23 protein-coding genes are annotated in these 24,049 nt (G+C 66.7%); 5 read left to right on the top strand and 18 right to left on the bottom strand.

Annotation, left to right across the window (positions count from 1 at the left end):
- Nucleotides 1-1,279 precede the first annotated feature (1,279 nt).
- Nucleotides 1,280-1,522: a DUF8015 family protein gene (locus ABDZ36_RS09305; protein WP_211312383.1), complete on the top strand. Its 243-nt coding sequence runs from the start codon at nucleotides 1,280-1,282 to the stop codon at nucleotides 1,520-1,522.
- Here ABDZ36_RS09305 and ABDZ36_RS09300 read toward each other — a convergent pair whose 3' ends face one another.
- The 10 genes from ABDZ36_RS09300 to ABDZ36_RS09255 form a co-directional block, all read right to left on the bottom strand.
- Nucleotides 1,523-1,903 (bottom strand): DUF5811 family protein, encoded by a 381-nt coding sequence (locus ABDZ36_RS09300; protein ID WP_211312384.1) that lies wholly within the window; start codon nucleotides 1,901-1,903, stop codon nucleotides 1,523-1,525.
- 44 nt (nucleotides 1,904-1,947) lie between these two features.
- Entirely contained in the window at nucleotides 1,948-2,424 is a 477-nt protein-coding gene (locus ABDZ36_RS09295) for a pyruvoyl-dependent arginine decarboxylase (protein WP_211312385.1), read from the bottom strand.
- Nucleotides 2,425-2,465: 41 nt separating this feature from the next.
- Nucleotides 2,466-3,692 carry a proteasome-activating nucleotidase Pan2 gene (pan2, locus tag ABDZ36_RS09290; protein WP_211312386.1) on the bottom strand — a complete coding sequence of 409 codons (1,227 nt, stop codon included), beginning with the start codon at nucleotides 3,690-3,692 and terminating at the stop codon, nucleotides 2,466-2,468.
- Between the two features lie 68 nt (nucleotides 3,693-3,760).
- On the bottom strand, nucleotides 3,761-5,554 hold the full coding sequence (gene pepF, locus ABDZ36_RS09285; protein ID WP_211312387.1) for an oligoendopeptidase F: 1,794 nt from the start codon (nucleotides 5,552-5,554) through the stop codon (nucleotides 3,761-3,763).
- Nucleotides 5,555-5,592: 38 nt separating this feature from the next.
- Nucleotides 5,593-6,420 (bottom strand): tRNA pseudouridine(38-40) synthase TruA, encoded by an 828-nt coding sequence (gene truA, locus ABDZ36_RS09280; protein WP_211312388.1) that lies wholly within the window; start codon nucleotides 6,418-6,420, stop codon nucleotides 5,593-5,595.
- 9 nt (nucleotides 6,421-6,429) lie between these two features.
- The gene (gene hisS, locus ABDZ36_RS09275; protein ID WP_211312389.1) at nucleotides 6,430-7,728 is read right to left on the bottom strand and encodes a histidine--tRNA ligase; all 1,299 of its coding nucleotides are present in this window, start codon (nucleotides 7,726-7,728) and stop codon (nucleotides 6,430-6,432) included.
- Nucleotides 7,729-7,776: 48 nt separating this feature from the next.
- Entirely contained in the window at nucleotides 7,777-8,649 is an 873-nt protein-coding gene (locus tag ABDZ36_RS09270) for an EamA family transporter (RefSeq protein WP_211312390.1), read from the bottom strand.
- A gap of 40 nt (nucleotides 8,650-8,689) precedes the next feature.
- Nucleotides 8,690-9,058, bottom strand: a complete 369-nt coding sequence (locus ABDZ36_RS09265) for a DNA-binding protein (RefSeq protein ID WP_211312391.1) — start codon at nucleotides 9,056-9,058, stop codon at nucleotides 8,690-8,692.
- A gap of 696 nt (nucleotides 9,059-9,754) precedes the next feature.
- Nucleotides 9,755-10,210 (bottom strand): 30S ribosomal protein S19e, encoded by a 456-nt coding sequence (locus tag ABDZ36_RS09260; RefSeq protein WP_211313046.1) that lies wholly within the window; start codon nucleotides 10,208-10,210, stop codon nucleotides 9,755-9,757.
- Between the two features lie 39 nt (nucleotides 10,211-10,249).
- Nucleotides 10,250-11,275 (bottom strand): lysylphosphatidylglycerol synthase transmembrane domain-containing protein, encoded by a 1,026-nt coding sequence (locus tag ABDZ36_RS09255; protein ID WP_211313047.1) that lies wholly within the window; start codon nucleotides 11,273-11,275, stop codon nucleotides 10,250-10,252.
- 92 nt (nucleotides 11,276-11,367) lie between these two features.
- Here ABDZ36_RS09255 and thiL point away from each other — a divergent pair, with 92 nt between their 5' ends.
- On the top strand, nucleotides 11,368-12,228 hold the full coding sequence (gene thiL / locus ABDZ36_RS09250; protein WP_211313048.1) for a thiamine-phosphate kinase: 861 nt from the start codon (nucleotides 11,368-11,370) through the stop codon (nucleotides 12,226-12,228).
- Between the two features lie 51 nt (nucleotides 12,229-12,279).
- Here the strand turns inward: thiL and ABDZ36_RS09245 are convergent, their stop codons facing one another.
- From ABDZ36_RS09245 to ABDZ36_RS09230, 4 genes are all read right to left on the bottom strand, one after another.
- Nucleotides 12,280-13,389: a site-2 protease family protein gene (locus ABDZ36_RS09245; RefSeq protein ID WP_211313049.1), complete on the bottom strand. Its 1,110-nt coding sequence runs from the start codon at nucleotides 13,387-13,389 to the stop codon at nucleotides 12,280-12,282.
- A 24-nt stretch (nucleotides 13,390-13,413) separates the two neighbouring features.
- The gene (locus tag ABDZ36_RS09240) at nucleotides 13,414-14,370 is read right to left on the bottom strand and encodes an AEC family transporter (RefSeq protein ID WP_211313050.1); all 957 of its coding nucleotides are present in this window, start codon (nucleotides 14,368-14,370) and stop codon (nucleotides 13,414-13,416) included.
- Between the two features lie 110 nt (nucleotides 14,371-14,480).
- Complete coding sequence (locus tag ABDZ36_RS09235; RefSeq protein WP_211313051.1) at nucleotides 14,481-14,735, bottom strand: DUF7123 family protein; 255 nt, start codon at nucleotides 14,733-14,735, stop codon at nucleotides 14,481-14,483.
- Nucleotides 14,736-14,990: 255 nt separating this feature from the next.
- Complete coding sequence (locus ABDZ36_RS09230) at nucleotides 14,991-15,785, bottom strand: molybdopterin synthase (RefSeq protein WP_211313052.1); 795 nt, start codon at nucleotides 15,783-15,785, stop codon at nucleotides 14,991-14,993.
- Between the two features lie 99 nt (nucleotides 15,786-15,884).
- Here ABDZ36_RS09230 and pyrH point away from each other — a divergent pair, with 99 nt between their 5' ends.
- Together pyrH and lysS are read left to right on the top strand one after the other, a co-directional pair.
- Complete coding sequence (gene pyrH / locus ABDZ36_RS09225) at nucleotides 15,885-16,607, top strand: UMP kinase (RefSeq protein ID WP_211313053.1); 723 nt, start codon at nucleotides 15,885-15,887, stop codon at nucleotides 16,605-16,607.
- A complete protein-coding gene (gene lysS, locus ABDZ36_RS09220) occupies nucleotides 16,604-18,256 on the top strand; it encodes a lysine--tRNA ligase (protein ID WP_211313054.1) in 1,653 nt (550 codons plus the stop codon). The genes pyrH and lysS overlap by 4 nt, the downstream gene beginning before the upstream one ends.
- Before the next feature lie 383 nt (nucleotides 18,257-18,639).
- Here the strand turns inward: lysS and ABDZ36_RS09215 are convergent, their stop codons facing one another.
- The 4 genes from ABDZ36_RS09215 to twy1 are packed head-to-tail and all read right to left on the bottom strand — an operon-like array spanning nucleotide 18,640 to nucleotide 22,114.
- The gene (locus ABDZ36_RS09215; RefSeq protein WP_211313055.1) at nucleotides 18,640-19,584 is read right to left on the bottom strand and encodes a branched-chain amino acid transaminase; all 945 of its coding nucleotides are present in this window, start codon (nucleotides 19,582-19,584) and stop codon (nucleotides 18,640-18,642) included.
- A gap of 39 nt (nucleotides 19,585-19,623) precedes the next feature.
- Nucleotides 19,624-20,415, bottom strand: coding sequence for a 3,4-dihydroxy-2-butanone-4-phosphate synthase (gene ribB, locus ABDZ36_RS09210; protein WP_211313092.1), 792 nt, complete (start codon nucleotides 20,413-20,415; stop codon nucleotides 19,624-19,626).
- 4 nt (nucleotides 20,416-20,419) lie between these two features.
- The gene (locus tag ABDZ36_RS09205; protein ID WP_211313056.1) at nucleotides 20,420-21,115 is read right to left on the bottom strand and encodes a DUF120 domain-containing protein; all 696 of its coding nucleotides are present in this window, start codon (nucleotides 21,113-21,115) and stop codon (nucleotides 20,420-20,422) included.
- Nucleotides 21,116-21,172: 57 nt separating this feature from the next.
- Nucleotides 21,173-22,114, bottom strand: a complete 942-nt coding sequence (gene twy1, locus ABDZ36_RS09200; protein WP_211313057.1) for a 4-demethylwyosine synthase TYW1 — start codon at nucleotides 22,112-22,114, stop codon at nucleotides 21,173-21,175.
- 100 nt (nucleotides 22,115-22,214) lie between these two features.
- On the opposite strand from twy1, the gene argS reads away from it, so the two are divergent.
- Nucleotides 22,215-23,966, top strand: a complete 1,752-nt coding sequence (gene argS, locus ABDZ36_RS09195) for an arginine--tRNA ligase (RefSeq protein WP_211313058.1) — start codon at nucleotides 22,215-22,217, stop codon at nucleotides 23,964-23,966.
- Nucleotides 23,967-24,049: the final 83 nt, after the last annotated feature.

The following is a 24,049-nucleotide window of genomic DNA, read 5'->3' as shown; positions in this document are numbered from 1 at the left end:
TAAGCTAGTAACGCTCTATAACAGTTAGAAACTCTACTATAGTGTGTGAAGACTTCTATGACACCCTCACCCATACGTATAGTAAGGGTAGAACCGTGTCCTATGGTGTTGCGATAAAGGCACAGATGATTATGAGTATGAAAAGTCCGATGCTTTTCTCCCCACTTTCTTGACTGAGAAATATCCAAATGAGGGGAAACATGAGGACCGCGGCGAGATGCTGGATTATGGCCATGCTCAGAGTCCTCCCTTCATTTTACTGACGTGCTAAGATGTGTGTGCCTCAATAGCATAATTATGGGGGTTACGTCGACCACATCACTCTAAATTCTGATAGGAGTGGAGTATTCGGGGATATAGTAGTGAAAATAAGGGTGGTTGCACCCCCATGTGGTACCATACTGAGGGAATAGTGGTACCAGATAGACTGATAATCTTAAGTTATCTGTTTTGATGGTACTGGGGTGCTATTTGACTCTCGACGGTGGCGATAATGGTGTGAGTGGCCTACCTTTAGATTAGTAGGGCCATGTGACGACCCACCTGTGGGAAAGAGATGGGGGGTCAAGATTAGAGAGTGGACTAACGATCATGGTAACAGGTGGGAGCAGTACACTCCCTCGATGGAGATGGGGATTAAGGGTAGCATAGTGAATATTCCATAGGATGCTCTCTAAGCGACTTTAGGTGTAATATGACCAATACCACTCAAAAATTATTAAATGGTCCCTATGGCTCTTTCTCGGACTCCTATGAACAACACACAGTTGTAAGTACAGTCACACCCAGAGTAGATCAAGAGACTTCCCCCCTCCGACCCTCTTTTGCTGTTGTTGTGTCACCCTCCGATTGAGTGGATACTCGATGGCGGTGATGGGAGCGAGGGGAACCTACCCCTGCGGTTGGTTCCACGAGCGACCAGAGCCGACGAGAGTTCCACGACCACCCCCATTTTCCACCTATCTGAGAAACTTCCCCTCGAATCTCCTTTACACGCACCCTCGTAGGCGCATAATGCGCTTGCACTCGCCCGATCCAGTAATATGGAATAACATTAGTGGGGTACACCATACGTCTGATATACTATCAATATGAGAGCCACATTACTGTAATATACCATAATAGTGTAATACTGCATTATGATGTTCCTGCGCACGCACGTAGCCCCACCTTTGTCTATAATTTCGCTACCCACCTGAATTTATTTCTGGGGCAAGTAGAACTGACAGCCTGCCACAACGTTTTCGGGGATCGCTCCCGTATTACCGCACGAGTAGGTATGCCGAGTGACGAACCGACCCCCATCGAACGCACCGCGAGCGAACCGGTGGCGACGCGCTACGACCTCGTGCTCGCAGTGATCCCGCTCACGCTTCTCGGCGGGGCGATCGCCGGGATGGCCACCGGGATCGATATCCAGACGGGTGTGGCGGCCGGGAGCGTCGGTGCGCTCTGTACGCTCGGCTACGCGATTTTTGGTGATCCCCCGATCGAACGCGGTGGCGGCCGACAGGCGAGCTAGTTATTTCGCGATCGGATCGTCCGAACGCTGCTGGAACGCCTGTTTCACCTGGAGCGCCGCGGACGCGGCGAGCCCCTGTGCGACTTCCGCGCGTTCGTCCGCGGGCACGAGGTCGGTGTCGTTCTCGTCGAACTCGGGCGTGAACCCGGCGCTGACCGGGTTACCGGCCGGCGGGCGGACGGCGACCGTCGCGTGCGTCCCCTGTTGATTCTGCCCGATCTCCGCGCCGACGATGTACTCGTCGGGGAGATACGTCCGGGTCTCGGCGGCGATCCGCGCGAGACTGTCGCGGAGCGCACGGCGTTGCTCCGGCGTCAACGCCGCCTCGTCGTCGTCCGTCGGGTTCCCGCCCGGTCCGGCGTACGGCGTATTACCGTTCATACACACGAACAGGGGCTACGCGGTTGAAATGCCTTCCCCCACCCTCAGAGAATGGGGTCGCTTTCGCCGTAACAAGCGACGACCACCGCCGACGCGTACTCGCCGGCGTCGGCTTCGATACTGGCCGTCTCGACGTGTTCGCCGTCGAATTCCCAGTCGCGCAGGTCGCGCCCCGCATCGAGGCCGGCACGGACCCGCGTTTCGACGTCGTCGGGATCGGTCTCGTCGGCGACTTCGTAGAAGAGCCCCGGCCCACCGGTCTCGCGCGACCAGCCGAGCCCGGCGGAGACGTGGCGGGGTCCGGCGGCGTTCGCGTGCGCCTCGACCACCGTCAAGCGCTCGCCCGCGGGCCCGAGATCGGGTGCGGTACCGACGGCTTTGACGGTTGCGTCCGCCGGAATCACGGAGGAGACGGCGACGAGGTTGTAGTTGTGGACGCTCGCGTCGGCGAGCGCCGCGTCGTAGGCGGCCATCGCCGTGGGGGCCGTGCCCGTCCCCCAGACGACGCGTATCGTAGCCATACGGCGTCTATCGGCCGATCGGGTGAAGAAGTGTCGAAATCCTACTGCACGTAGGCGGCGTAGCCCGGCGTCCCGTTCTCCTCCTCGCGCTGGATCTTCGCGAGGGCGTCCTCGAAGTCCGCCATCGTCACCGTCTCGCGGTCGTCGCGGATGGCGAACATCCCGGCCTCGGTGGTGAGCGATTCGAGTTCCGCACCGCTGAACCCCTCGGTATCGCGTGCGAGTGCCTCGTAATCGACAGCTTCGGCGAGGTTCATCCCGCGCGTGTGAATGTCGAGGATGCGCTCGCGGGCCTCCTGGTCGGGCTCGGGCACTTCGATGAGCCGGTCGAAGCGACCCGGGCGGAGGATGGCGGAGTCGAGCATGTCGAAACGGTTGGTGGCGGCGATGATGCGGATGTCGCCGCGCTCGTCGAAGCCGTCCATCTCGTTGAGGAGCTGCATCATCGTCCGCTGGACCTCCGCGTCACCCGACGTCTTCGAGTCCGTCCGCTCCGCGGCGACGGCGTCGATCTCGTCGATGAAGAGGATCGCGGGCTCCTCCTGTTCGGCGAGATCGAAAAGGTCACGGACCAACCGGGAGCCCTCGCCGATGAACTTCTGGACGAGCTCGCTGCCGGCCATCTTGATGAACGTCGCGTCAGTCTCGTTCGCGACGGCTTTTGCCATCATCGTCTTCCCGGTGCCCGGCGGGCCGTGGAGGAGCACGCCGCTCGGCGGTTCGACGCCGACCTGCTCGAACTGCTCGGGGTTGACGAGCGGGTCCTCGACGGCCTCGCGGACCTCGCGGAGCTCCTTCTCGAGGCCGCCGATGTCCGCGTACTCGACGGACGGCGACTGATCGACCTCCATTGCCTGCGCACGGGCGTCCGTCTCGTCGTCGAGGACGCCCTGGATACTGAACGAGTCGTTGATTGTGACGCGATCGCCGACCTCGACGCGATCGCGCGTCCGATCGGAGACGTCGGTCAGCACCTCCTGGTTGTTCCCGTGTTGCTTGACGACCGCGCCGTCCTCGGAGAGGTCCTCGACGGTGGCGAGGTAGAGGGACGCGGTCTTCAGCGTCTCGTTCTCACGCTGAAGGTCGTCGACGTCCTCGCGGAGGTCGGCACGATGATCCCGCACCGCCGAAAGCTGCTCTTCGAGCTGGTCGTTGACGTCGACCAGCCGGCGGAGGTGGTCTCTGAGCGCCGCCAACCGCTCTTCCGGGCTCGATTCGGGATCGAGCTCGAGCGTCGGCCGGTCAGGGAGAGTAGGGCTACGAGACATCCGTTGGCCGTACTAGGCACCGCATAAAGAAGTTCCTTTGGGTCACGGACACACCCCCCGGCGAACGGTTACAGGAGGTGGTCCTCGGCGCGATCGAGATACTCCCGGTAGACGCCGATCGCGGACTCGATTGGGGCCGGCGAGGACATGTCGACGCCGGCGTCGCGAAGCAGTTCGAGCGGGTACTCGGTCGAGCCACGCGTCAGGAAGTCGATGTACGCCTCCGCGGCACCCTCCTTGCCTGCGAGGATCCCCTCGGTGAGCGCGACCGCGGCGCTGATCCCCGTGCTGTACTGGTAGACGTAGTAGTTGTAGTAGAAGTGGGGGATGCGCATCCACTCGCGGGCGATGTGGTCGTCCACGCGCGCGTCCCCGTAGAACTCGCGTTTCAGATCTCCGTACTCGGCGTCGAGGGCGTCCGGCGTCAGCGGCTCGCCGTTCTCCTCCATCGTGTGGATGGTGTGCTCGAAGTCGGCGAACAGCGTCTGCCGGAAGAGGGTCGAGCGGAAGCGTTCGAGGTACTGATCGAGGACGTGTGCGCGCAGCGCCTCATCAGCGGTGTGCTCGAGGAGATACTGCGTCAGCAGGCTCTCGTTGACCGTCGAGGCCACCTCCGCGACGAAGATCTCGTAGTCGTTGTAGACGTAGGGCTGGTGTTCGCTCGACAGTTGGCTGTGCAGCGAGTGGCCGAGCTCGTGCGCGAGCGTGTACACCGAGTCGAGGTCGCCCTGGTAGTTCATCAGGATGAACGGCTGGGTGTCGTACGTCCCGCCGGAGTACGCCCCCGAGCGCTTGCCCTCGTTCTCGTAGACGTCCACCCACCCCGACTCCAACCCCTCCGCGACGCGCTCCTGGTAGTCCTCACCGAGCGGTGCGACGGCTTCGACGACGTACTCGCGGGCCTGCTCGTAGTCGATGTCGGGCTCCTCGGCGTCCGTCAACGGCATGTAGAGGTCCCACATCTCCAGGTCGTCGACGTCGAGCGCTCGGCGCTTCAGGTCGGCGTGGTGATGGAGCGCATCGAGGTTCCCCCGGACCGTCTCCACGAGATTGTCGTACACCTCGACGGGGATGTTGGGGCCGTCGAGCGCCGCCTCGCGCGCCGTGTCGTAGCCACGCACCTGCGCGCGCTTCACGTCCCCCTTCGTCGAATACTGCAACGAGGCACCGATGGTGTTCCGAACGTCCGAGATCCGGTCATAGAACGACTCGTGGACCGTCTGTCTGAACTCACGGTCGCGCTCCTGGAGGAGCGTCGTGAAGTTCGCCTGCGTGATCGTGACGTCCTCGCCGGCGGGCCCCTCCACCGTCGGGAACTCCAGATCGGCGTTCGTGAGCATCCCGTACACCTCGCCGGGCGCGCCCATGACCTCGCCGAACTCCGAGATGACCTCCTCGACCTCCGCCGAGCGCGTGTGCGCCTTCATCCGGAAGACGTCGTCCAGATAGTGCTCGTAGAGTTCGAGGCCGTCCGTGGCCGCGACCATCCGATCGAGTTCGTCCCGATCGAGCGACTGGAGTTCGGGTTCGAGGAAGCTCGTCGCCGAGGAGAGTTTGGAGGCGAGCGCGGAGCCCCGCGACTTCAGCGCCTGGGCCTCCTGATCGCGCGTGTCCTCGTCGGCGCGCATCCGGGCGTACGCCGCGAGCGTCGAGACGGTGCGCGCGACGTCCTCGTACGCCTCCAAGAACTCGAGGAGCGTCTCGCCGTCCGCGGTCACGCGTCCCTCGTAGTCACGGAGCTCCTCAATATCCGCTTTCGCCCGCTCGAAGTCGTCCTCCCACGCCTCGGTCGAGTCATAGACGCTCTTCAGATCCCACTTGTCCGCCGCGTCGATCTCCTCGCGCTCGGGGACGGTACTCATTAGGCTGACACAGGGACTGCGGCGCTGTTAAGCGTTCCTCACCGTTCAGAGTCGACGCCCTCGACAACGGTCCCAGCGACGCGGACGAGTGCACGGTGCTCGGCGCGCTCGTCGGCGAAGAACGCACGAGTGTCGCGGGCCGCGCGCCCGTCGCGCTCGAACTCGACCTCGAATCGCGGGCCGTCGTAGTCGACCGCCGCGAGGACCAGCGGCTCCGGCGGCGCTTCGGGGACGCCCGCGTGGCCGGGAAGCGCTGCGGTGGCGAGGACGCGTTCGACCTTCGCCGGCGGGACCGCACCCGTCGCCACGCTCCGTACGAGCGACGCGACGCGGCGGACGAACCCGCGGGGGAAGCCACCGGCGCGCGCCCGTAGGATGAGGAAGTCACCGTCGGGATCGACAGTGAGCGCGAGGTCGCGTTCCGTCCCGGTATCGTCGCTCGTCAAGTTGTGGAAGTCGTGTACGCCGGAGAGTCGCCGAGCGGCCGCGTGGGCGCGTTCGAGGGCCGCGTCCGGTGCGTAGAGGTGGTAGACGTACTCGCGCGCGACGGCGTGGTGCGTGGCGTGAAAGGCGTCCGAAACGTCCGCGTGCGCCCACGCCCAGACGGCGTCGTGGAGTTCGGCGTTGAGCGCGCGCGGCGTCAGCCACTCGGGGCAGTCGAAGGCTACCGTCTGCGCGAGCGCGGAGACGCCCGCATCCGTCCGTCCCGCGGCCGCGTAGCCGGTCGGCTTGTCCGCGTCCATGCCGAGGACCCCGTGCGCGCGCAGCGCATCGAAGAGCGCGTCCTCAACCGTCGGAACGGTCGGCTGGCGCTGGAAGCCGTGGAACGGTCGGCCGTCGTAGGCGAGGCGGAACGCGCGGCGCATCCTCGACGCCTACGCGAAGTCGTCGTGGCGCGGTTCGTCGTGCTCGCCGGGGAACGCATCGACGGGAACCTGCGTCTGGTCGCCCGACGCCATGTCCTTCACCGTCACGTTGCCGTCGGCGAGATCGCGTTCGCCCACGATAACGACCGTCTCCGCGTTGATCGAGTCCGCGTAGTTCATCTGCGCACCGAAGGAACGCCCCGAGACGTCGGTCTCGACGACGTGCCCGCGATCGCGGAGGTCCCGCGCGACGCGCGCGGCGACATCGCGAACGTCACCCACGGAGAGCACGTAGTAGTCCGTTCGGATCTCCTCTTCGGGCCAAACGCCGGCGCGCTGACAGAGGAGGGGGAGCGTCGAGTAGCCCGTGGCGAAGCCGACCGCGGGCGTTGGCTGGCCGCCGAAGGATTCGATGAGATCATCGTAGCGCCCGCCGCCGAAGACCGAGCGGCCGACCTCGCCGGTCGAGTCGAAGCACTCGAAGACGACGCCCGTGTAGTAGTCGAGGCCGCGCGCCGTCGCGAGCGAGACGTCGACGTACTCGCGCACACCGTAGTCCTCCGTCGCAGCGAGTACCGCACGAAGGTTCTCGACGGCGTCCGTCACGCGCTCGCTCTCCGCGAAGTCCACGAGGTCATCGAGGTCGTTCGACGCGATCACGTCGTCAAACGCCTCCGCCTGCGCGGTGGAGAGCCCGGTGCCCGCGAGCCGGTCGATGTAGTCGTCGTAGTCGAGTTTCGCGCGCTTGTCGACGACGCGGATCGCGTCCCGGACCTGCACGTCCGCATCGAAGCTCTCCAGCGCGCCGCCGAGGACGTCCCGGTGGCTGACGTGGAACTCGAAGTCCTCGCCCGTGAGGCCGAGCGACGTGAGTGCGTCCGCCGCCGTCGCGAGCACCTCCGCGTCCGCTTCGGGCTCGCTCGACCCGAAGACGTCCACGTTCGTCTGGTAGAACTCGCGGTTGCGCCCCGACTGAGGCTCCTCGTAGCGCCAGAAGTCCCGCGTCGAGTACCACTTGATCGGCTTCGAGAGCGCCTGCTGTTTCGCGACGACCATCCGTGCCACCGTCGGCGTCAGTTCGGGCGTCAGCGTGACGTGCCGACCGCCCTGGTCTTCGAAGTCGTAGAGTTCGGAAACGATCTCGTCGCCGGATTTGTCCGTCCACATCTCCGCGCGCTCCATCGCGGGCGTGCCGATCTCGCGAAAGCCGTAGCGACGCGCCGCGTCCTCGACGGCGTCCATCGCCTCCCGCCGCGCGCGCATCTCGCCGGGGTAGAAATCGCGGAACCCCTTGAGCCGGTCGTACATATCCCGAAATTCGCTCGGGACGCGCTTGAAGCCTGTCCTTCGACGCCGTCACTGCGCGATCAGCGCGATCCCGGCGACGGCGAGCGCCGACGCCGCCAACCGCGTCCGGAATCCCTCCTCGGCGAGGAGGACGCCACCGAGGACGACCGCCACGACCGACTGGGCGTTGATGATCGTCGCGGCGACGCTCGCCGAGGTCACCGAGAACGACAGCGTCGTCGCGACGCGCGCGAGCGCCACGACGACCGCGATCCCGACGAACAACGGAAGGTCCGCCCGGAGCCCCTCATCCGGCCAGTCACGGGCCGCGATGGGCGCGAGGAGCAACGCCGGGCCGATGAGGCTCACGATCACCCAGTACGCCGTCGGGACGCCGACGTCCTGCAACGCCACGCGTTTCGCCACGTCGCTAACACCGTAACACGCCGCGGAGAGGAGCGCGAGGCGCACGGCGTGCGAGCGCGTGAGGTTGCGCAGCGGATCGAGGACGCGCCCACCCTCGTAGTTCGCGAGGTAGACGGCCGCCGTCACGACGCCGATTCCGACCACCTGCAACGGCCCGAGGGCCACCGGCAGGAGGAGGAGTTCGAGGGGCAGGACGAAGACGGGCACGATCTTCGCGACCGGCGCGACGAGCGTCACGTCGCCCGCCGCGAGCGCGCGCGTCACCAGCAAAAAGCCCAGCGCCGCGAACGCTACCGTGACGCCGACGATCGCGACCCCGAACGCCGAAAACGATGGGAGTGTCGGGAATCCCCCGAGGTAGGCGTACGCCCCCGGGAGGTACCACGCGGTCGCGATCGTGTTGACGACGACGGCGATTACCGCACCGGAGTAGCCCGAGAAATACCGCTTCAGCGAGTAGAGGTAGCCGCCCCACAGCAGCGCGGCGGCGAGGGCGGGGAAGAGGCCGGGGACCATACAGGGGCGACCCCGCCGAGTGCGGAAAGCGTTCCGCCTTCTATCGGCGCGAGATGTCGAAGTCCTTCGAGTCCGGTTTCAGCTCGCGCAGCAGCTCCTTCATCTGCTCCTCGTCGAGCTGGTCCTGAAGGCGTCCCGAGCGACCGAGGGCCACGACCTGCTGTTCGACGCGCTCGGCGAGGTCGGGCTTGCTCATCTTCACCGAGTTCAGCCGGCGGCGCGCGCCGTCCGAGAGGTACTGGCGCAACATCGCCTTCTTCTGGTCTTCAGCCTGCTGTTGGGCCTGCTGCTGGGCCTCGGGGTTCGCACCCGATCCCGCGTTGCCGCCGCCCTGCTGTTGTTGTTTCAGCTGCTCTCGCTTCTGCTTGCGGAGTTCCTCCAGTCGATCGTCGTCAGGGTTCTCACTCATACACCCGTGTAGACGTTCGAGCGGGAAAAAGTCTTAGCACGCACCGTTTTCCGGGTCGGGTGCGCCACAGGCGCACCGTCCCCGCAAAACCCTGCACGAAAAACGCCCGCGAGCGCTCTACGCTCGCGGTACGGAACGGAGACCGCACAGTCAAAAAGCTGGACCAAAAAGACCGCGAGCCATCGGCTCGCGAACACAGAATGGTACGGGCGAAAACAGACTCAGCCTCCCACCTTTTTGCTCGTCGGGTCGGCGACGCCGACCACTCCTCGAAAAAGCTGGACCAAAAAGACCGCGAGCCATCGGCTCGCGAACACAGAATGGTAAGGGCGAAAACAGACTCAGCCTCCCACCTTTTTGCTCGTCGGGTCGGCGACGCCGACCACTCCTCGAAAAAGCTGGACCAAAAAGACCGCGAGCCATCGGCTCGCGAACACAGAATGGTAAGGGCGAAAACAGACTCCCTCTACGAGCGGGGTGCCGCCGTGCGAGACGGCGGTCCGACGCACGCGGGCTGACGAGGCCACGCGTCGGGAGCGATCAGCGGGCGATCGTTCGCGGCACGGGCAGATCCTTCGGGCCGTCCGTGCCGCGATTCACTCGCGCGCTAGCGCGAGGCCCGAGCACCCCCGAAGGGGGTGCGACGGGCTTTTGGTGAAGCTTTTGCAAGCGCGCTTCGCGCGCGCTGCAAAAGGTTCAGGCGTAGCGTTCGAGCTCGGGCCGATCGAGCGCTTCGAGGACGTCGCCCGCGGTGTCGTCGAGGAGGCTGCGGCCCTCGCCGGTGACGATACGGCCCTCCGACCCCTGCTGCTGGACGAGGTCGGCGTCCTCGAGCTGCTGGAGGATGGTGCGGATGACGTTCTTGGAGCCGTCGGTCTTCTGTCGGGGGGCGACACGGTAGCGCGTCGAGCCTTTCGTGAGGGAGCCATACTCGGTGCTGAGGCGCTCGACGCCGACGGGACCGTCGACGGCGACCTTGCGGAGGAGGCTGGCGGCGCGGCGCGCCCAGAAGTCGTCCTGCTGGGGGGGCATCTCGCGGTCGTGGCCCGTCTTCGCGAACTCGGCCCACGCGGGGGCCTCGACGACGTCGTCGAGTTCGTCAGCCAGTGCGTCGATGAGCTCGTCCGTCGGGGCATCGTAGAGGGTTGCCATTACGCGATTACTGGTGGTTGCCGAGGGTTAAAGGCATCGTTAGCGCCGCGCGCGGAGCTCGAGCCAGGCGGCCGCGCCGCCGCCCAGGACGGTCGGAGCCCAGTAGACCGCGGCGCGAAAGACGAGCGCGGCGGAGGTGGCAGTGGCGGCGGCGACGCCCGTCGTGGGGACGAGGAGGAGGACGAGCGCGGCCTCGACGCCGCCCGCGCCGCCCGGGAGGGGCGTGACGCTCGCGATAGTTGCGACGGGGACGGCGATGAAGACGATCGCGGCGTTGACGTCCGTCGTGGGGGTGAGCGCCCACAGGGAGAGATAGAGCGCGAGACAGAGGCAGAGCCACCCGAGCGCGGACCATGTGATCGCGATGGCGAGGTCGCGGCGGCTGGTGGCGACGCGCTCGATGGCGGTGACGAAGCCGTCGACGCGCGCGCGGATGGCGTCGCGGCCCGGCGCGGAGATGCGTGGAAGGTGGCGGCCGACGAACGACCAGATTGGATGGATAACGTCGACGAGGCGACGCTTCGTGGTCGTCCGGTAGCGCCACGCGAGCGCGGCGACGATGGGAACGATGACGGCGAGCGCGACGACGACGCCGAAGACGAGTTGGACGCTGTCGCCGGCGGCGAAGCGGGCGACGTAGTAGGTGAGACCGACGAGCGCGAGGACGATCGAGGGGACGAAGTTGAGGGTGTCGACGCTGGCGATGGCGGCGAGGCCGGTTTCGTACTCGCTCTCGGTGGCGCGCGAGATGAGGAGGGCGCTGAAGGGTTCGCCGCCGGCCTGTCCGAACGGCGTGATGTTGTTGGCGAAGGCCGCGGCGGCGTAGAGGAGGAACGCGTCCCACGCGCTCGCTGCGACGTCGAGTGCATCGAGGACGCGCCGAAGGGCGAGCGCCCACGCGACGAGCCACGCCAGGCCGACAGCGAGGACGGCGGCGAACGTTCGGAGCTTGAGGAGCGCGAGCGTCCGGGCGATGTCGTCGATGCCGACGACCCAGAGGAGCAGGGCGAGGACGGCGGCGACGACGGCGAACCCCAGGGCGATCGCGCGCGAGTCGAAATCCATTCGTTCGACCCGACAGCCGGCGATCGTCTAAAGGCACCGACCGAGAGTGTGCGAAGCGGTGGCGTTTTGCCGGCGGCACGCTGGGTGAGCGTATGGACGAACGGGCCGCGCTCGGCCTCGTCGGCGATCTGGTGGACGCGGCGGGCGACGACGCGGCGGTGCTCGGAGGGACGGTTGTGACGATCGATATGCTCCACGAGACGACGGATTTCCCCGCCGGCACGACACGCTACACCGCCGGGTGGCGCGCGGTCGGGGCGTCGCTCTCGGATGTCGCGGCGATGGGCGCGACGGCGACGGGCGCGGTCGGTGTCTACGGCGCACCGACGTTCGACCCCGACGATGTCGAGGCGTTCGTACGCGGTGCGCTCGACGTCTGCGACCGCGTCGGGGCCGAGTACGTCGGCGGCGATCTCGACGGCCACGACGAGTTCACCGTGGCGACGACGGCGCTCGGGGAGACGGACGCACCGGTGTCACGCGACGGGGCGAGCGCCGGGGAGGTCGTCGCGGTGACGGGCGCGCTCGGGCGGAGCGCGGCGGCGCTCGACGCCTTCGAGGCGGGCGAGACCGAGCGCGCGAACGAGCTCTTCCGATTCACGCCACGGGTGCGGGCGGGCGTCGCGCTGCGCGAGCACGCGAGCGCGATGATGGATTCGAGCGACGGATTGGCGCGCTCGCTCCACCAGTTGGCCGAGGCCTCCGAAATTGGATTCGACGTGGCGAGCGCGGCCGTCCCGATCCACGACGCGCTCGGGGGCGAGGACCGATCGGCGCGGGCGACGACGTTCGGCGAGGACTTCGAGCTGGTGTGCACGCTCCCGGCGGACGCACTCACACGGGCGCGAGCGGCGCTCGACGTGCCCCTGAGCGTCGTCGGCGACGTCACGGAGTCAGGTGTGACGATGGACGGCGATCCGCTTGCGGATCGGGGATACACGCACGGCGAGTGACGCCTCCCGGTCTACACGGCGAGTGACTCGATCGCCAAACAGGGGGCCGGTTCAGCCGACGAGCCGGATTGGAACCGGCATGAAGCAGAGCAGGCCCATGAAGAGGGTGATGGCGGCGACAGCGTGGCGCTTCGTGTCGAGGCCGTCCTCAGAGAGCGGGCGAGCGGACCCTCGGAATGCGAAGAACGACGTAATAAGCCCCCACATCCCCCAGACGACGGCAGCGTTGGTCGCGTCGCGGACGACGTAGACGTACGCGGCGAGGCCGAAGAGCGCGGCGGGGACGAGTGGCACGGCGCGCTCGTAGGTGGGGCCGAAGACGGCGCGCATCATGTGGCCGCCGTCGAGTTGGCCGGCGGGGAGGAGGTTGAGGAAGGTGACGAACATCCCGACCCACCCGCCGAAGACGACGGGGTTCACGGCGAGGCCCTCACCGTACGACAGCGGCTGGCCGAGTACCCACGCGATGAGGCGGAGGAGCGGAGGGTTGCCGAAGCCGATCGCGATCCCGGTCGTCGGGACGGTGGGAACGCTAATCGGCGGGAGCACCAACCCGATCGCGGTGACGAGGACGGTGGCGACGAGGCCCGCGAGCGGGCCGGCGACACCGATGTCGAAGAGCGCCTCCCGATCGGGCATCACGCCCTTCATCCGGATGACTGCACCGAGCGTCCCGATCGGCGAGAACGGGATGGGGATAAAGTACGGGAGGGTGGCGTCGACGTCGTGGTAGCGCGTCATCGCGTAGTGGCCGAGTTCGTGGACGCCGAGAACGCCCATTACGGCGAGGGCGAACGGGACCGCGCGGAGGACGTCGAGGGAGAGGAGGTCGTCGACGTAATACCACTGTGCGCCGGCATAGAGCGTCGTGAGTACAGTGAGCGCGGCGAGGGCGGCGTTCGTCCACGGGAATCCGGGGTCGGCGGCGTCGTCGCTCGTGGGCGTGGCGGCGAGAGTAGTCTCGCCCGGCCGCTCCTCGATCCGGACGTCGTAGCCGTGATCGCTGAACAGGGGGAGGACGGTTCGCTGGAGGGTTTGGCGATCGACGAGCGGCTCACCGTAGTAGACGACCGTCTCGTCCTCGCGCACGACCTCGTAGACGGAGAACACCGACGAGAGCGCGCCGGGGGCGGGCGCGTCGTCGAGCGGGTCGGCGGACATACCGAGAGAACGGTGTCCGCCCGTTTAAATCCAGAGAAGTCCCCCACGGAGTGCCCAGATCAGGACGGCGAGCGTAGCGATACTGCAGACCGTCGTGGTGAAGATCACGGTGCTAACGTACTCCGGGGCGGAGAACGACGTGTCGGCGTCGCCGGAGAACTCGATGGTGAGCACGAGCGGGGTGACGGCCGCGGGCATCGCACACTCGAGGACGAAGACATGTGCGACGTCGCTGTCGGCGAACCCGAGAGGGATCGCGAGCGCGAGCGCGATGACGGGTGCGACGCCTAGTTTCAACGCCGTCGGGACGCCGGCGCGGGTAATCGAGGGCCCCGAGCGGGTGTTCGCGAGCTGGATCCCGAGCATGAGCAACATGACGGGGATTGCGGCGTCACCGACGAGCTGGATCGTCTGCATCAACCCGGTGTCGGTCGGCGGAACAGCGTCAAAGTACCGCGCGACTCCGGCGGCGAGGAGCCCGTACAGGAGCGGGAGCTGAAAGACCATCGTTACGGCCTCCCGGAGGTCGCCCTCACCGCCGCGGGCCGCGAGGAAGACCCCGAGCGTGTACTGGAGAACGTCCAGCGCGACGATATAGAGTACTGCTACGCTCTGTCCGATCGGGCCGAACGCGAAGCGTGCGAGTGGGATCCCGTAGTTGCCCGCGTTCGGGAACGTCGAGCTGAGAACGAACGCCCCCCGGTGCGGTTCGTCGATCCCGAGGACGCGTGCGGCCCCGGACGAGACGACGGTCATGACGGCGACGTAGCCGAAGACGCCGGTGGCGATCTTGACGACTGCACCGCCGCCGAGCGACGTCGTCGCGAGGCTGTAGAAGACGAGGCAGGGGATGAGTACGTAGACGGCGACCGTCCCGAGCGCGTCCACCTGCACGTTACGAACTCGTCCGAGGACAAAGCCGACGCCGGCGACGAGGAGAACGGGAAGGATCGCCGACGTCAGCGCGGAGACGAACGACACGAGTAGCTGTGACGGTGACGGTGGAAAAAGGAGCTTCGGATCGGCGGCCGTGGTGGCCGACGGTGGAGGGGCGATCGGGCGGCTGGCGGTGCTCGTGGTCGGTGGTGCGTCTACGCGTTCTGGACCCGCCACGTTGTCGCGGACGTGTACGACCACTTCTCGATGTCGAGATCGAGCTCCTCGGTCGAGTCGCTGAGCTTCGCCATCAGGGCCCCGATCTCCTTCGTCGAGAGCTCGACGTCGTCGGCGATGAACTTGCTCTTGAAGTAGAGCTCGCCGTCGGCGGCCTTCTCGCGCAGGTACGAGAGCAGCCGGGTTTCCTTGTCGTTGTCCGACGCGGTCGGGGACTGCGCAGTTGCGCTCATGACTACTACCCTCTTGTTCCCGGACGACGGTATAAGGGGAGGAACGTTAGTGTGGTTTCGCGCCGCTTTCGGGGTCACGGGCCATTTCAGCGTCGTTTCACGGATGTTTTACTGAACTATTACATCCGCCTAGACGTTTTATAAACACTCCAGAATATTTGTTTCCGACCTTATTGTGTGAATTATTTTGCCCTCCACGACGGCCATACGGGGTGAGGAGTCGGGGTCGAACGGCCGGATCAGTGCGGGCGCGCGTCAGGCGTCGCGTTCGTGTCGCCAGAACTCGTCGTCGACGGTGACTTCCTTCTTGAAGAACGGGACCTCGTCCTTGAGGCGATCGATGCCGTCCTCGACGGCACGGAAGGCCTCACGGCGGTGGCCGGCGAGCACGACGACGAAGACGATGTCCGCACCGGCCTCGATCCGGCCGGTCCGGTGGTGGAACAGCACGTTGTAGACCCCCTCTTGGGATTCGAGGTCCGCCCGGATGTCGGCGAGTCGCTCGGCAGCGACGTCCGCGTACGACTCGAAGGTCAGGGCCTCGGTCGGCTCGTCGTCGGCGTCCTCCTGGGCGCGGACCCGTCCCGTGAACGTCGCGATCGCGCCGGCGAAGCGCTCGTCCGCGGCGCGTTTCGCGGTCGCGACGAGCGACGCCAGCGACTCGTGGGGTTCGGTCTCGTGGAGAGCGGACAGCACGGCGTCAGCGTCGAGGGACGCGACGTCATCGGTGCGAGCGACCGGGTCGTCGACAGTAGCGTCGCCGACAGCGAGCCGGGGGAGGTTGGCGTCGTCGAAGCCGACCGTGAGCGCGAAGTCGTGCTCGCGCGCGAGGTCGTCGAGCGTCTCGGCGAGTGACGCGCGTGCGGCGGTCGTGGTTCGACGATATCCCTCGCCGAGGCGGACAGTCGTGTGAGCGTCGCTCGCGGAGCGTATCGACGGATCACGCCGAACGACAGCGACCGGTCCCGCGTCCGTGAGCCGCTCGCGGAGCGCGTCGACGATCCTCGTCGGATCGCGTCCCGGAGGCGTCGCGACGTCGAGAACGTACATACGACACGGGAGGTGGGCGGGCGCTTTGTCCGTTTCGACGGCATTCGCTATCGCCGCTTGACAACCCTTAAGGCCGCGACAGGGTTATCCCGCGGTAGTATGAGAGTCGTCGTTTCCGTCGGCGGGAGCGTGCTCGCGCCCGACCTAGCACACGAACGGGTCGAGCAGTACGCCGACGTCATCGACCGGTTGGTCGATGCGGGCTGTTCCGTCGGGGTCGTCGTCGGCGGCGGCGGCGTCGCGCGCAGTTACATCGAGACCGCCCGTGATCTCGGGGCGAACGAGGTCGAACTCGACGACATCGGTATCTCAGTCACGCGCCTGAACGCCCAGCTCCTCATCGCCGCGCTCGGCGACGACGCCGCGCCGAGTCCCGCCGAGGACTACGAGGAGGCTGGCGAGGCGATGCGACGCGGCGACGTCGCGATCATGGGCGGCGTCACCGCTGGCCAGACGACAGACGCCGTCAGTGCCGCGCTCGCCGAGTACACGAACGCCGACCTGCTCGTCTACGCGACGAGCGTCCCCGGCGTGTTCAGCGCCGACCCGAAGACCGACGACTCGGCGGAGCGCTACGACCGCATCACGCCGGGCGAGCTCGTCGACGCCATCGCCGACATCGAGATGAGCGCGGGCAGCTCCGCACCGGTCGATCTGCTCGCCGCGAAGCTCATCGAGCGCTCGCGCGTCCGTGGGATCGTCCTGGACGGCACCGAGCCGACGGCCGTCCTCGACGCCGTCCTCCGCGGGGAGCACAATGGGACCGATATCGTCCCCGAGGGCAGCGAGGAGCGTGTCGATTATTGGGTTCAGAACGAATGAGCGACGCCGAGTACGACCCACACGCGACGCTCACCGGCGAGCGGACGTTTTGGGCCGACGAAGTAGCGGACGCCGTCGAGGCGCGGGGCGGGGACGACCCGATCGTCGTTAAGGGCGGGATCTCGCCCTCCGGCGTGCCCCACCTCGGGAACATGAACGAGGTCATGCGCGGCCACTACGTCGCCGCGGTGCTCCGCGAGCGCGGTCACGAGGTCCGACAGCTCTTCACCGCCGACGACCGCGATCCGCTCCGGGGCCTGCCACGCAAACTCGCCGACCTCGACGGCGAAATCGTCGACCTCGGCGACGTGAACGCGGGCGCGCTCGGCCGAAACCTCGGCCATCCGTACACCGACATTCCGGACCCGTTCGGCTGCTGTGACTCCTACGGGGCGCACTTCTCGAACCTCATCGAGCGCTCGGCCGACCTCCTCGGTGTCGACGTCGAAACCATCTCGAACACCGTCCTGTACGAGGACGGCGAACTGGAGGCGGTCACGCGACACCTCCTCGCGAACGCCGACGACGCCCGCGAGGTCCTCGGTGCGTACCAGGACAAGGTCGACGAGACGTACGTCCCGTTCAACCCGATCTGCGAGCACTGCGGGAAGGTGACGGAGACCGTTACCGCCATCGACGCCGACGCCGGCACCGTCGACTACGAGTGCACCGATATGGAGGCCGGCGATCAAACCATCGACGGCTGCGGGCATCGCGGAACGGCGACCGTGCGAGAGGGGAAGCTCCCGTGGCGCTTCGAGTGGCCGGCGCAGTGGCAGGTCCTCGGCGTCGACTTCGAGCCGTTCGGCAAGGACCACGCCGAGGGCTCGTGGCCGTCCGGCTCCGACATCGCCGCGACCCTCCTCGAAATCGAGCCACCGACGCCGATGGTCTACGAGTGGTTCACGCTCGACGGCGAGCCCTTTAGCTCCTCTGCGGGGAACGTCGTGCTCGTCTCTGACGTCCTCGAGCTCGTCGAGCGCGACGTCCTGCGCTACTTCTTCGCGAAGGACCCCAAGCGCGCACGCGACTTCTCCACCGAGCGTATCGACCTCCTCGTCGACGAGTTCGACCGCTTCGAGCGCCTCTACTACGGCGAGGTCGAGGACGCGAGCGAGCGCGAGGTCGAGCGTGCCGAGCGGATCTACCCGTTCGTCGTCAGGGAGGTCCCGGCGGAGCGACCGATCCGTCTCCCGTACACCTTCGCGGCGGTTCTCGGAATGACCGAGGACCCGGAGCTGCGCGAGGAGATCGCACGCCGCGAGGGGCATATCCCCGCGGATGCGAGCGAAGCGGCCGTCGACGCGGCCCTCGAACGCGTCGAGCGCGCGCGGACGTGGGCGGAGCGCACGGACAACCAGTACAACTACCGGATCGAGCGCGAAACGATGCCGGCGGTCGACGTGGACGAGGAGACCGCCGCGGCGCTCGACGAGCTCGCGGCCTTCATCGAGGAGGAGAACCCGGACGGCGAGAGCCTTCAGGGCGAGGTCTACGAGACCGCAAAGCGCCACGACATCGACATCGGCGACTTCTTCGCCACCGGCTATCGGCTCTTCTTCGACGAGGAGCAGGGCCCGAAGCTGGGGCAGTTCCTCGCGGATCTCGACCAAGCGTTCGTCGTGAAGCGCCTGCGGCGCGAGGGGTAGGTCTCCCCTCGGGCAACCGACCGTCGTGCGGTGTAGTCACAAAACTGGGGGTAAGGGCGAACAGACGACACATGCGTTTTCCACGGGACGGTGCGTCGCCGGTTTCGCTGGGCGTCCCGTGGCGGCTCTCAGAGCACGGAACGACGTAGTCCCGGCTTCGGGTTTGAACGTTTGGGACCGAAGAACGAACCACGGGGCTCGCGTCCGTGACCCGAGTGGCTCGTCAGAGCCCGGTAGGGTCACGGTTCACTCGCGGCTTCGCCGCGAGGCCGACGACTGAGGGGAGCGAAGCGGACCGAAGGAGGAGTGCTTTTGGCCGAGCTTTTGCCGAGCGCCGGCTTCGCCGGCGATCGGAGCAAAAGCTCGAGTATAAAGGTCGTAGTTTAGACGTAGGTGAACCAGTCGTCGTGTGCGTCCGTCTTCCGGTCGACGAGGTCGAAGAAGGCCTGTTGGAGTTCCTCGGTGACCGGGCCGCGACTGCCATCACCGATGACGACGTTGTCGACCTTTCGGATGGGGGTGACTTCGGCGGCGCTCCCGGTGAAGAAGAGCTCGTCGGCGGTGTTGAGTTCGCCGCGCGAGACCGCAGTCTCGTGGACGGGGATGTCGCGCTCCTCGGCGAGCGTGATGACGGTGTCGCGGGTGATGCCGTCAAGGATGCTCTCGGCGAGCGAGGGCGTGTAGAGTTCGCCGTCGCGGACCATGAAGACGTTCTCGCCGGGGCCCTCGGCGACGTTGCCCTCCTTGTTGAGGACAATAGCCTCCTCGTAGCCGTTGCGGCGGGCTTCCTCGCCGGCGAGGAGGCTGTTGACGTAGAGGCCGTTCGTTTTGGCGTTCGTCGGGATCTGACTGGAGGCGTGTTTGCGCCACGAGGAGATCATGACGTCGATCCCGTTCTGGAGGGCCTCCTCGCCGAGGTACGCGCCCCACGGCCACGCGGCGATGGCGACGTCGGTCGGGCAGTCGCCCGGGGAGACGCCGAGCTGATCGTAGCCGTAGTAGGCGACGGGGCGGATGTAGCAGGATTCGAGCTCGTTTCGCTCGATGAGTTCGAGGGTGGCCTCGGTGAGTTCGTCCTTGGAGAAGGGGATCTCCATGTCGTAGGGCTTCGCGGAGTCGAAGAGCCGATCGACATGCGCGTCCCAGCGGAAGAGCGCGGGGCCGTTCTCGGTGTCGTAACACCGCGCGCCCTCGAAGACGCCGGTACCGTAGTGGAGGCCATGAGTGAGTACGTGCGTAGTTGCGTCCTCCCAGTCGGTGAACTCGCCGTTCATCCAGATGGTGTCGAGAGAGTCGCGTTCGGCACGCATCTCGTCGAAGCCGGGCATAGCGCAACGATGTTCGGCCGCCGTAATGAACGTTCCTCGTTAGCGACGAAGCGCATCGAGGAGGGTGCGACCTTCAGCGTAGACGAAGCCGTGTTCCTCCGCGTAGCGGCGAGCGTCGGCGGGCGTGCGCGCCTCACCGGTCTCGGCGTCGAGCATCTCGCAGACGACGACGGCGGGCGGGCGATCGGCTGCCTCGGCCAGCGCGAGGCCGAGTTCGGTGTGGCCTTCGCGGTCCGCGAGCCCGTTCGGCGCGCCGCGGAGGAGGTGGACGTGTCCGGGCGCGCGGAAGGTGGCAGCGAAGTCTGTCGCGCCGGCGTCCGCGCCAGCGTCTGCGGCGGCGTCGGCGAGCGCCGTGATCGTCAGGGAGCGATCGTCATCGGTGATCCCGGTGTACGTATCGCGGTGGTTGACGGTGAGGCTGAACGACGCGCGCTCGTCGTAGTCGAGGCTCTCGTCCGTGACGGCAGGGTGCTCAAGCGCGTCCGCGAGGAACGGGAGGTCGAACGCCTCGCAGACGTCGTGGGAGAGGGCGGTACAGATCAGCCCGCCGGCGTCGGTGCGCATTCGGGCAACGGCCTTGGGCGTAACGTCCGCGGCGTGGTAGATCAGATCGACTTCGCCCTCGCGGTCGGCCGCGTCGTGAACGAGCACCGGTTCACCGCGTTCGAGGGCGGCGACGGCGGCGTTTACAGTGTTGTCAGCGTGCGCAGCGTCGCCGGTGCTCGCGGTATCGTCGGCGTTCGCGGTATCGTCGGCGTTCGCGGTATCGCCGGCGTGCGCAGTGTCAGCCGGGGCGTCAGCGTCTGTACTCGTCTCGGCGTCACTACTCACGCCGTCACTGTGCGACACGGACGATCACCTCGTCGCCGTCGTCGAGGGTAAGTTCGTCGCGGAGTTTGTCCGCGGCGATGAGTTCGACTTTCGTCTCGTCGTGATGGGTGCGGTCGGGGACGATGACGTGGACGGGGTCGTACGAACCGTCGTCAGTCTCGAGCGTGGCGGGATAGCACGTCGCAGAGCCGTAGGTCCGCTCGTCATCCTCCCACGCGTCGATGTCGACGCCGTCGAGCGACTCCATGGCGGAGCGCGCGCGCCGCGAGGGCTCGTCGAGTTCGACGTTGAGCGTCCCCGCGAACGGCTCGTAGCCGAGGCGGTCCTCGAACTGCCGATTGTAACCGGGCAGCGAGATGTAGTGTCGTCCTTCGCCCATCCCACCGGTGACGCGTCCGCTCAGCGCGAGGTCCGCGGGTTCCTCGAACACCCGGCGGTAGTCCTCGTATTCGCGCTGGAGGACGCGCTCACCGTCGTCGGTGATCGTGACCCACTGGCCGTCGCTGACGACCTCCCGATCGACGTAACCGGCCTCTTCCAGCGCTTGGAGGCGTCGAGAAGCGGTCTGCGTGGAGGCGTCGAGACGGTCAGCGAGATCGCTACACGAGGCCTTCACCTCGCCGCGGCGCGCGCCGTCGAGCGCGAGGAGCTTCAACGCGGCGAGCTCGTCGTACCCGACCGCGAGCGTTGCCCGTGACATACACCGCAGTACGGGCGGGCCGAGCATAATGGTTGTGGGATGCGTCTCAGAACTGGGTTAATCGTAGAAGCCACCGCCCGGCGCGAGTTCGGGCACCCACGTCTCCTCGTCGCGTGCGAGCAGCGCGACCGACGAGGGTTCTTGGACCTTCACAACCGGGTGGTCGGGCATGTGTTCGCCGACGCGTTCCGCGAACGACTCGACCGTCTCCGGGGACGGCATCGAGTTCCGGTCGAGGCGGCCGCGTGAGTGACCAACGTGCATGTACGCCTTCAGCTCGACGAAATCCGGGTCCGCACGCCGGTAGAGGCCCGCGTACCAGTCCGGGTTCGTCATGTTCTCGCCGTTCACGAGCGTCGTCCGTAGGACCGTGCGCGTCTCGTCCTTCTCGTGGAGGACGTCGAGCGTGTCGATCAACGACTCCCACGCGTCGTCCTCCGTTGCGCCCACGACGTCGTCGAACGTCGCGCGCTCGGGCGCGTCGACGGAGACGTACAGTTGCGTGGGGTCACACTCCGCCAGCACTTCAGGGCGCGTGCCGTTCGAGACGAGGAACGTCGTTAGCCCGCGGTCGTGGAACGCGTCCAGTAGCTCGGGCAGATACGGGTAGAGCGTCGGTTCACCGTCGAGCGAGATCGCGACGTGCTTGGGCTCCATCGCCTCCTCGAAGCGCTCCCGGGGCACCTCGTCGTTCCCGCCGAACCCCGAGAGCAATTTTTTCTGCAACTCGATGGAGGCGTCGACGACCGCCTCGGGGTCGTCCCACTCGACGCCGTCGAGTTCGTACGCGTGGCCGTTGTGGTCGCGCCAGCAGAAGACACAGCGCTCGTTACAGCGAACTACGGGCGTCATCTGGATGCAGCGATGGGAGCGGATCCCGTACCACGCGTGCTTGTAGCAGGTGCCCTCTCCCCGGAGGGCGTTCGCCGTCCATCCACAGGTCTGGGCGGCCGTGTGGTTCTCGTGGTGGTAGCTCGGCGAATCCACCTGCTCGGGCATACCCGTACACGCGGCGTGCGGGGGGAAAAGCACGGCGGAACGCGGAACCGGCGAACCGACCTTCGGAAACCATTTGAGCGCGCACGCCGCAGGCCGTAGCATGTTCCTTGCACTCCGCTCGGAGGTCGAGGCCGCCCTCACCGGGGCGCTCGAAACCCTTGACCTGCCGACGGACGACCTCGGTATCGAGGAGCCCCCCGAGGGCGTGGACGCCGTCGTCGCCTCCAGCGCGGCGTTCCGCCTCGCGGGCGAGGGAGGCGCGGCTCCACCCGAAGTCGCCGCCCGTATCGCCGATGCCGTCGACGCCGAGGGCTACGAGTACGTCCGCGAGGTCCGCGCGCAGGGCCCCTACGTGAACGTCCTCCCGACGCCCGCGTACTACGCCGACACCCTCGATGCCGGACGAAGCGACGGCTACGGCGAACTCCCTGCGACGGGCGAGGACGTCCTCGTCGAACACACCTCCGCGAACCCGACCGGCCCGGTCCACGTCGGACGCGCGCGCAACCCAATCGTCGGCGACGCCGTCGCGCGCCTCCTCGACTACGCCGGCCACGACGTCACCACCGAGTACTACGTGAACGACGCCGGCCGCCAGATGGCGGTCTTCACATGGGCCTACGAGACGTTCGACGAGGCCGATCTCGATGCGGAGCCCGAGCGCGGGCGCGTCGAGTACGACCTCGTGCGCTACTACCGCAAGGGCAACGCCTACCTCGAAGACGCCGACGACGAGGCGGTCGAGGCGGCCGAGGGCGAGATCCAGTCCATCCTCCAGGGCCTCGAAGACGGCGACGAGGAGACCTACGAGCGCGTTCAGCGCGTCGTTGATCAGGTCCTCGGCGGGATGCGTGAATGCCTCCTTCGCCTCCCCGCGGAGTTCGACGAGTTCGTCAAGGAGACCGAGTTCATGCGCGACGGCTCTACAACGGCGCTCGCCGAACGCCTCAAGGACAGCGAGGAGGCGGTCCTCGAGGAGGGCGCATGGCAACTCGATCTCGCTGAGTGGGGGTACGAGAAGAAACTCGTCTTCCTCCGCTCGGACGGAACGAGCCTCTACACGACGCGCGACCTCGCCCACCACGAGTGGAAGTTCGACCACTACGACCGCTCGGTCACCGTCCTCGGCGAGGACCACAAACTCCAGGCCGGCCAACTCCAGGCCGCCCTCGAACTCCTCGGGAACGATACCGACCAACTCGAGACCGTCATCTACTCCTACGTCAACCTCCCCGAGGGGAAGATGAGCACCCGCCGGGGCACTGGGATCGACCTCGACGACCTGCTCGACGAGGCCATCGGGCGCGCCCGCGAGGAGGTCGAAAAGCGCCTCGACGACCGCATCCGTGAGGACGACATCGACGCCGACGACGTCGAGCGTATCGCCGAACAGGTCGGCGTCGGGGCCGTCCGCTACGACATCGTCTCCAAGCAGCCCTCGAAGGCGATCACGTTCGAATGGGACGAGGCGCTCGACTTCGAAGCGCAGAGCGCGCCATATATCCAGTACGCACACGCGCGTACCTGCGGTATCCTCGACGACGCCGACGTGCCTGTCGAGGCGGACGCGAGTCTCCTCGACGACGAGGCGGAAATCGCACTCCTGCGCAAGACCGCGCGCTTCCCGGGCGTCATCGACGCCGCCGCGAAGGACCTAAAGCCCCACCAGATCGCGACCTTCGCCCGCGAGTACGCCGACGCGTTCAACACCTTCTACCGTGAGTGCCCGGTGCTCGCCGACGACGTCGACCCCGCCCTCCGCGGCGCGCGCCTCGCGCTCGTCGCGAGCGCACGCAACACGCTTGCCAACGCCCTCGACGTCCTCGGGATCGACGCGCCGAGCTCGATGTAGACCATCTTTTTCCCGCTCGGGTTCGCCGGAGGCGAACCCGAGCGGGAAAAAGATGGGTGAAAAAGGCGGCGAGCCTCCGGCTC

It is taken from the genome of Halarchaeum salinum (assembly GCF_039520965.1).
In the GTDB taxonomy this organism is placed as follows: domain Archaea; phylum Halobacteriota; class Halobacteria; order Halobacteriales; family Halobacteriaceae; genus Halarchaeum; species Halarchaeum salinum.
This window is presented reverse-complemented; position numbering and strand designations above follow the sequence as displayed.

Coding starts and splice junctions, on each gene's coding strand:
- ABDZ36_RS09305 (WP_211312383.1), top strand. CDS start 1,280: ATGCCGAGTGACGAACCGACCCCCATCGAACGCACCGCGAGCGAACCG.
- ABDZ36_RS09300 (WP_211312384.1), bottom strand. CDS start 1,903: ATGAACGGTAATACGCCGTACGCCGGACCGGGCGGGAACCCGACGGAC.
- ABDZ36_RS09295 (WP_211312385.1), bottom strand. CDS start 2,424: ATGGCTACGATACGCGTCGTCTGGGGGACGGGCACGGCCCCCACGGCG.
- pan2 (WP_211312386.1), bottom strand. CDS start 3,692: ATGTCTCGTAGCCCTACTCTCCCTGACCGGCCGACGCTCGAGCTCGAT.
- pepF (WP_211312387.1), bottom strand. CDS start 5,554: ATGAGTACCGTCCCCGAGCGCGAGGAGATCGACGCGGCGGACAAGTGG.
- truA (WP_211312388.1), bottom strand. CDS start 6,420: ATGCGCCGCGCGTTCCGCCTCGCCTACGACGGCCGACCGTTCCACGGC.
- hisS (WP_211312389.1), bottom strand. CDS start 7,728: ATGTACGACCGGCTCAAGGGGTTCCGCGATTTCTACCCCGGCGAGATG.
- ABDZ36_RS09270 (WP_211312390.1), bottom strand. CDS start 8,649: ATGGTCCCCGGCCTCTTCCCCGCCCTCGCCGCCGCGCTGCTGTGGGGC.
- ABDZ36_RS09265 (WP_211312391.1), bottom strand. CDS start 9,058: ATGAGTGAGAACCCTGACGACGATCGACTGGAGGAACTCCGCAAGCAG.
- ABDZ36_RS09260 (WP_211313046.1), bottom strand. CDS start 10,210: ATGGCAACCCTCTACGATGCCCCGACGGACGAGCTCATCGACGCACTG.
- ABDZ36_RS09255 (WP_211313047.1), bottom strand. CDS start 11,275: ATGGATTTCGACTCGCGCGCGATCGCCCTGGGGTTCGCCGTCGTCGCC.
- thiL (WP_211313048.1), top strand. CDS start 11,368: ATGGACGAACGGGCCGCGCTCGGCCTCGTCGGCGATCTGGTGGACGCG.
- ABDZ36_RS09245 (WP_211313049.1), bottom strand. CDS start 13,389: ATGTCCGCCGACCCGCTCGACGACGCGCCCGCCCCCGGCGCGCTCTCG.
- ABDZ36_RS09235 (WP_211313051.1), bottom strand. CDS start 14,735: ATGAGCGCAACTGCGCAGTCCCCGACCGCGTCGGACAACGACAAGGAA.
- ABDZ36_RS09230 (WP_211313052.1), bottom strand. CDS start 15,785: ATGTACGTTCTCGACGTCGCGACGCCTCCGGGACGCGATCCGACGAGG.
- pyrH (WP_211313053.1), top strand. CDS start 15,885: ATGAGAGTCGTCGTTTCCGTCGGCGGGAGCGTGCTCGCGCCCGACCTA.
- lysS (WP_211313054.1), top strand. CDS start 16,604: ATGAGCGACGCCGAGTACGACCCACACGCGACGCTCACCGGCGAGCGG.
- ABDZ36_RS09215 (WP_211313055.1), bottom strand. CDS start 19,584: ATGCCCGGCTTCGACGAGATGCGTGCCGAACGCGACTCTCTCGACACC.
- ABDZ36_RS09205 (WP_211313056.1), bottom strand. CDS start 21,115: ATGTCACGGGCAACGCTCGCGGTCGGGTACGACGAGCTCGCCGCGTTG.
- twy1 (WP_211313057.1), bottom strand. CDS start 22,114: ATGCCCGAGCAGGTGGATTCGCCGAGCTACCACCACGAGAACCACACG.
- argS (WP_211313058.1), top strand. CDS start 22,215: ATGTTCCTTGCACTCCGCTCGGAGGTCGAGGCCGCCCTCACCGGGGCG.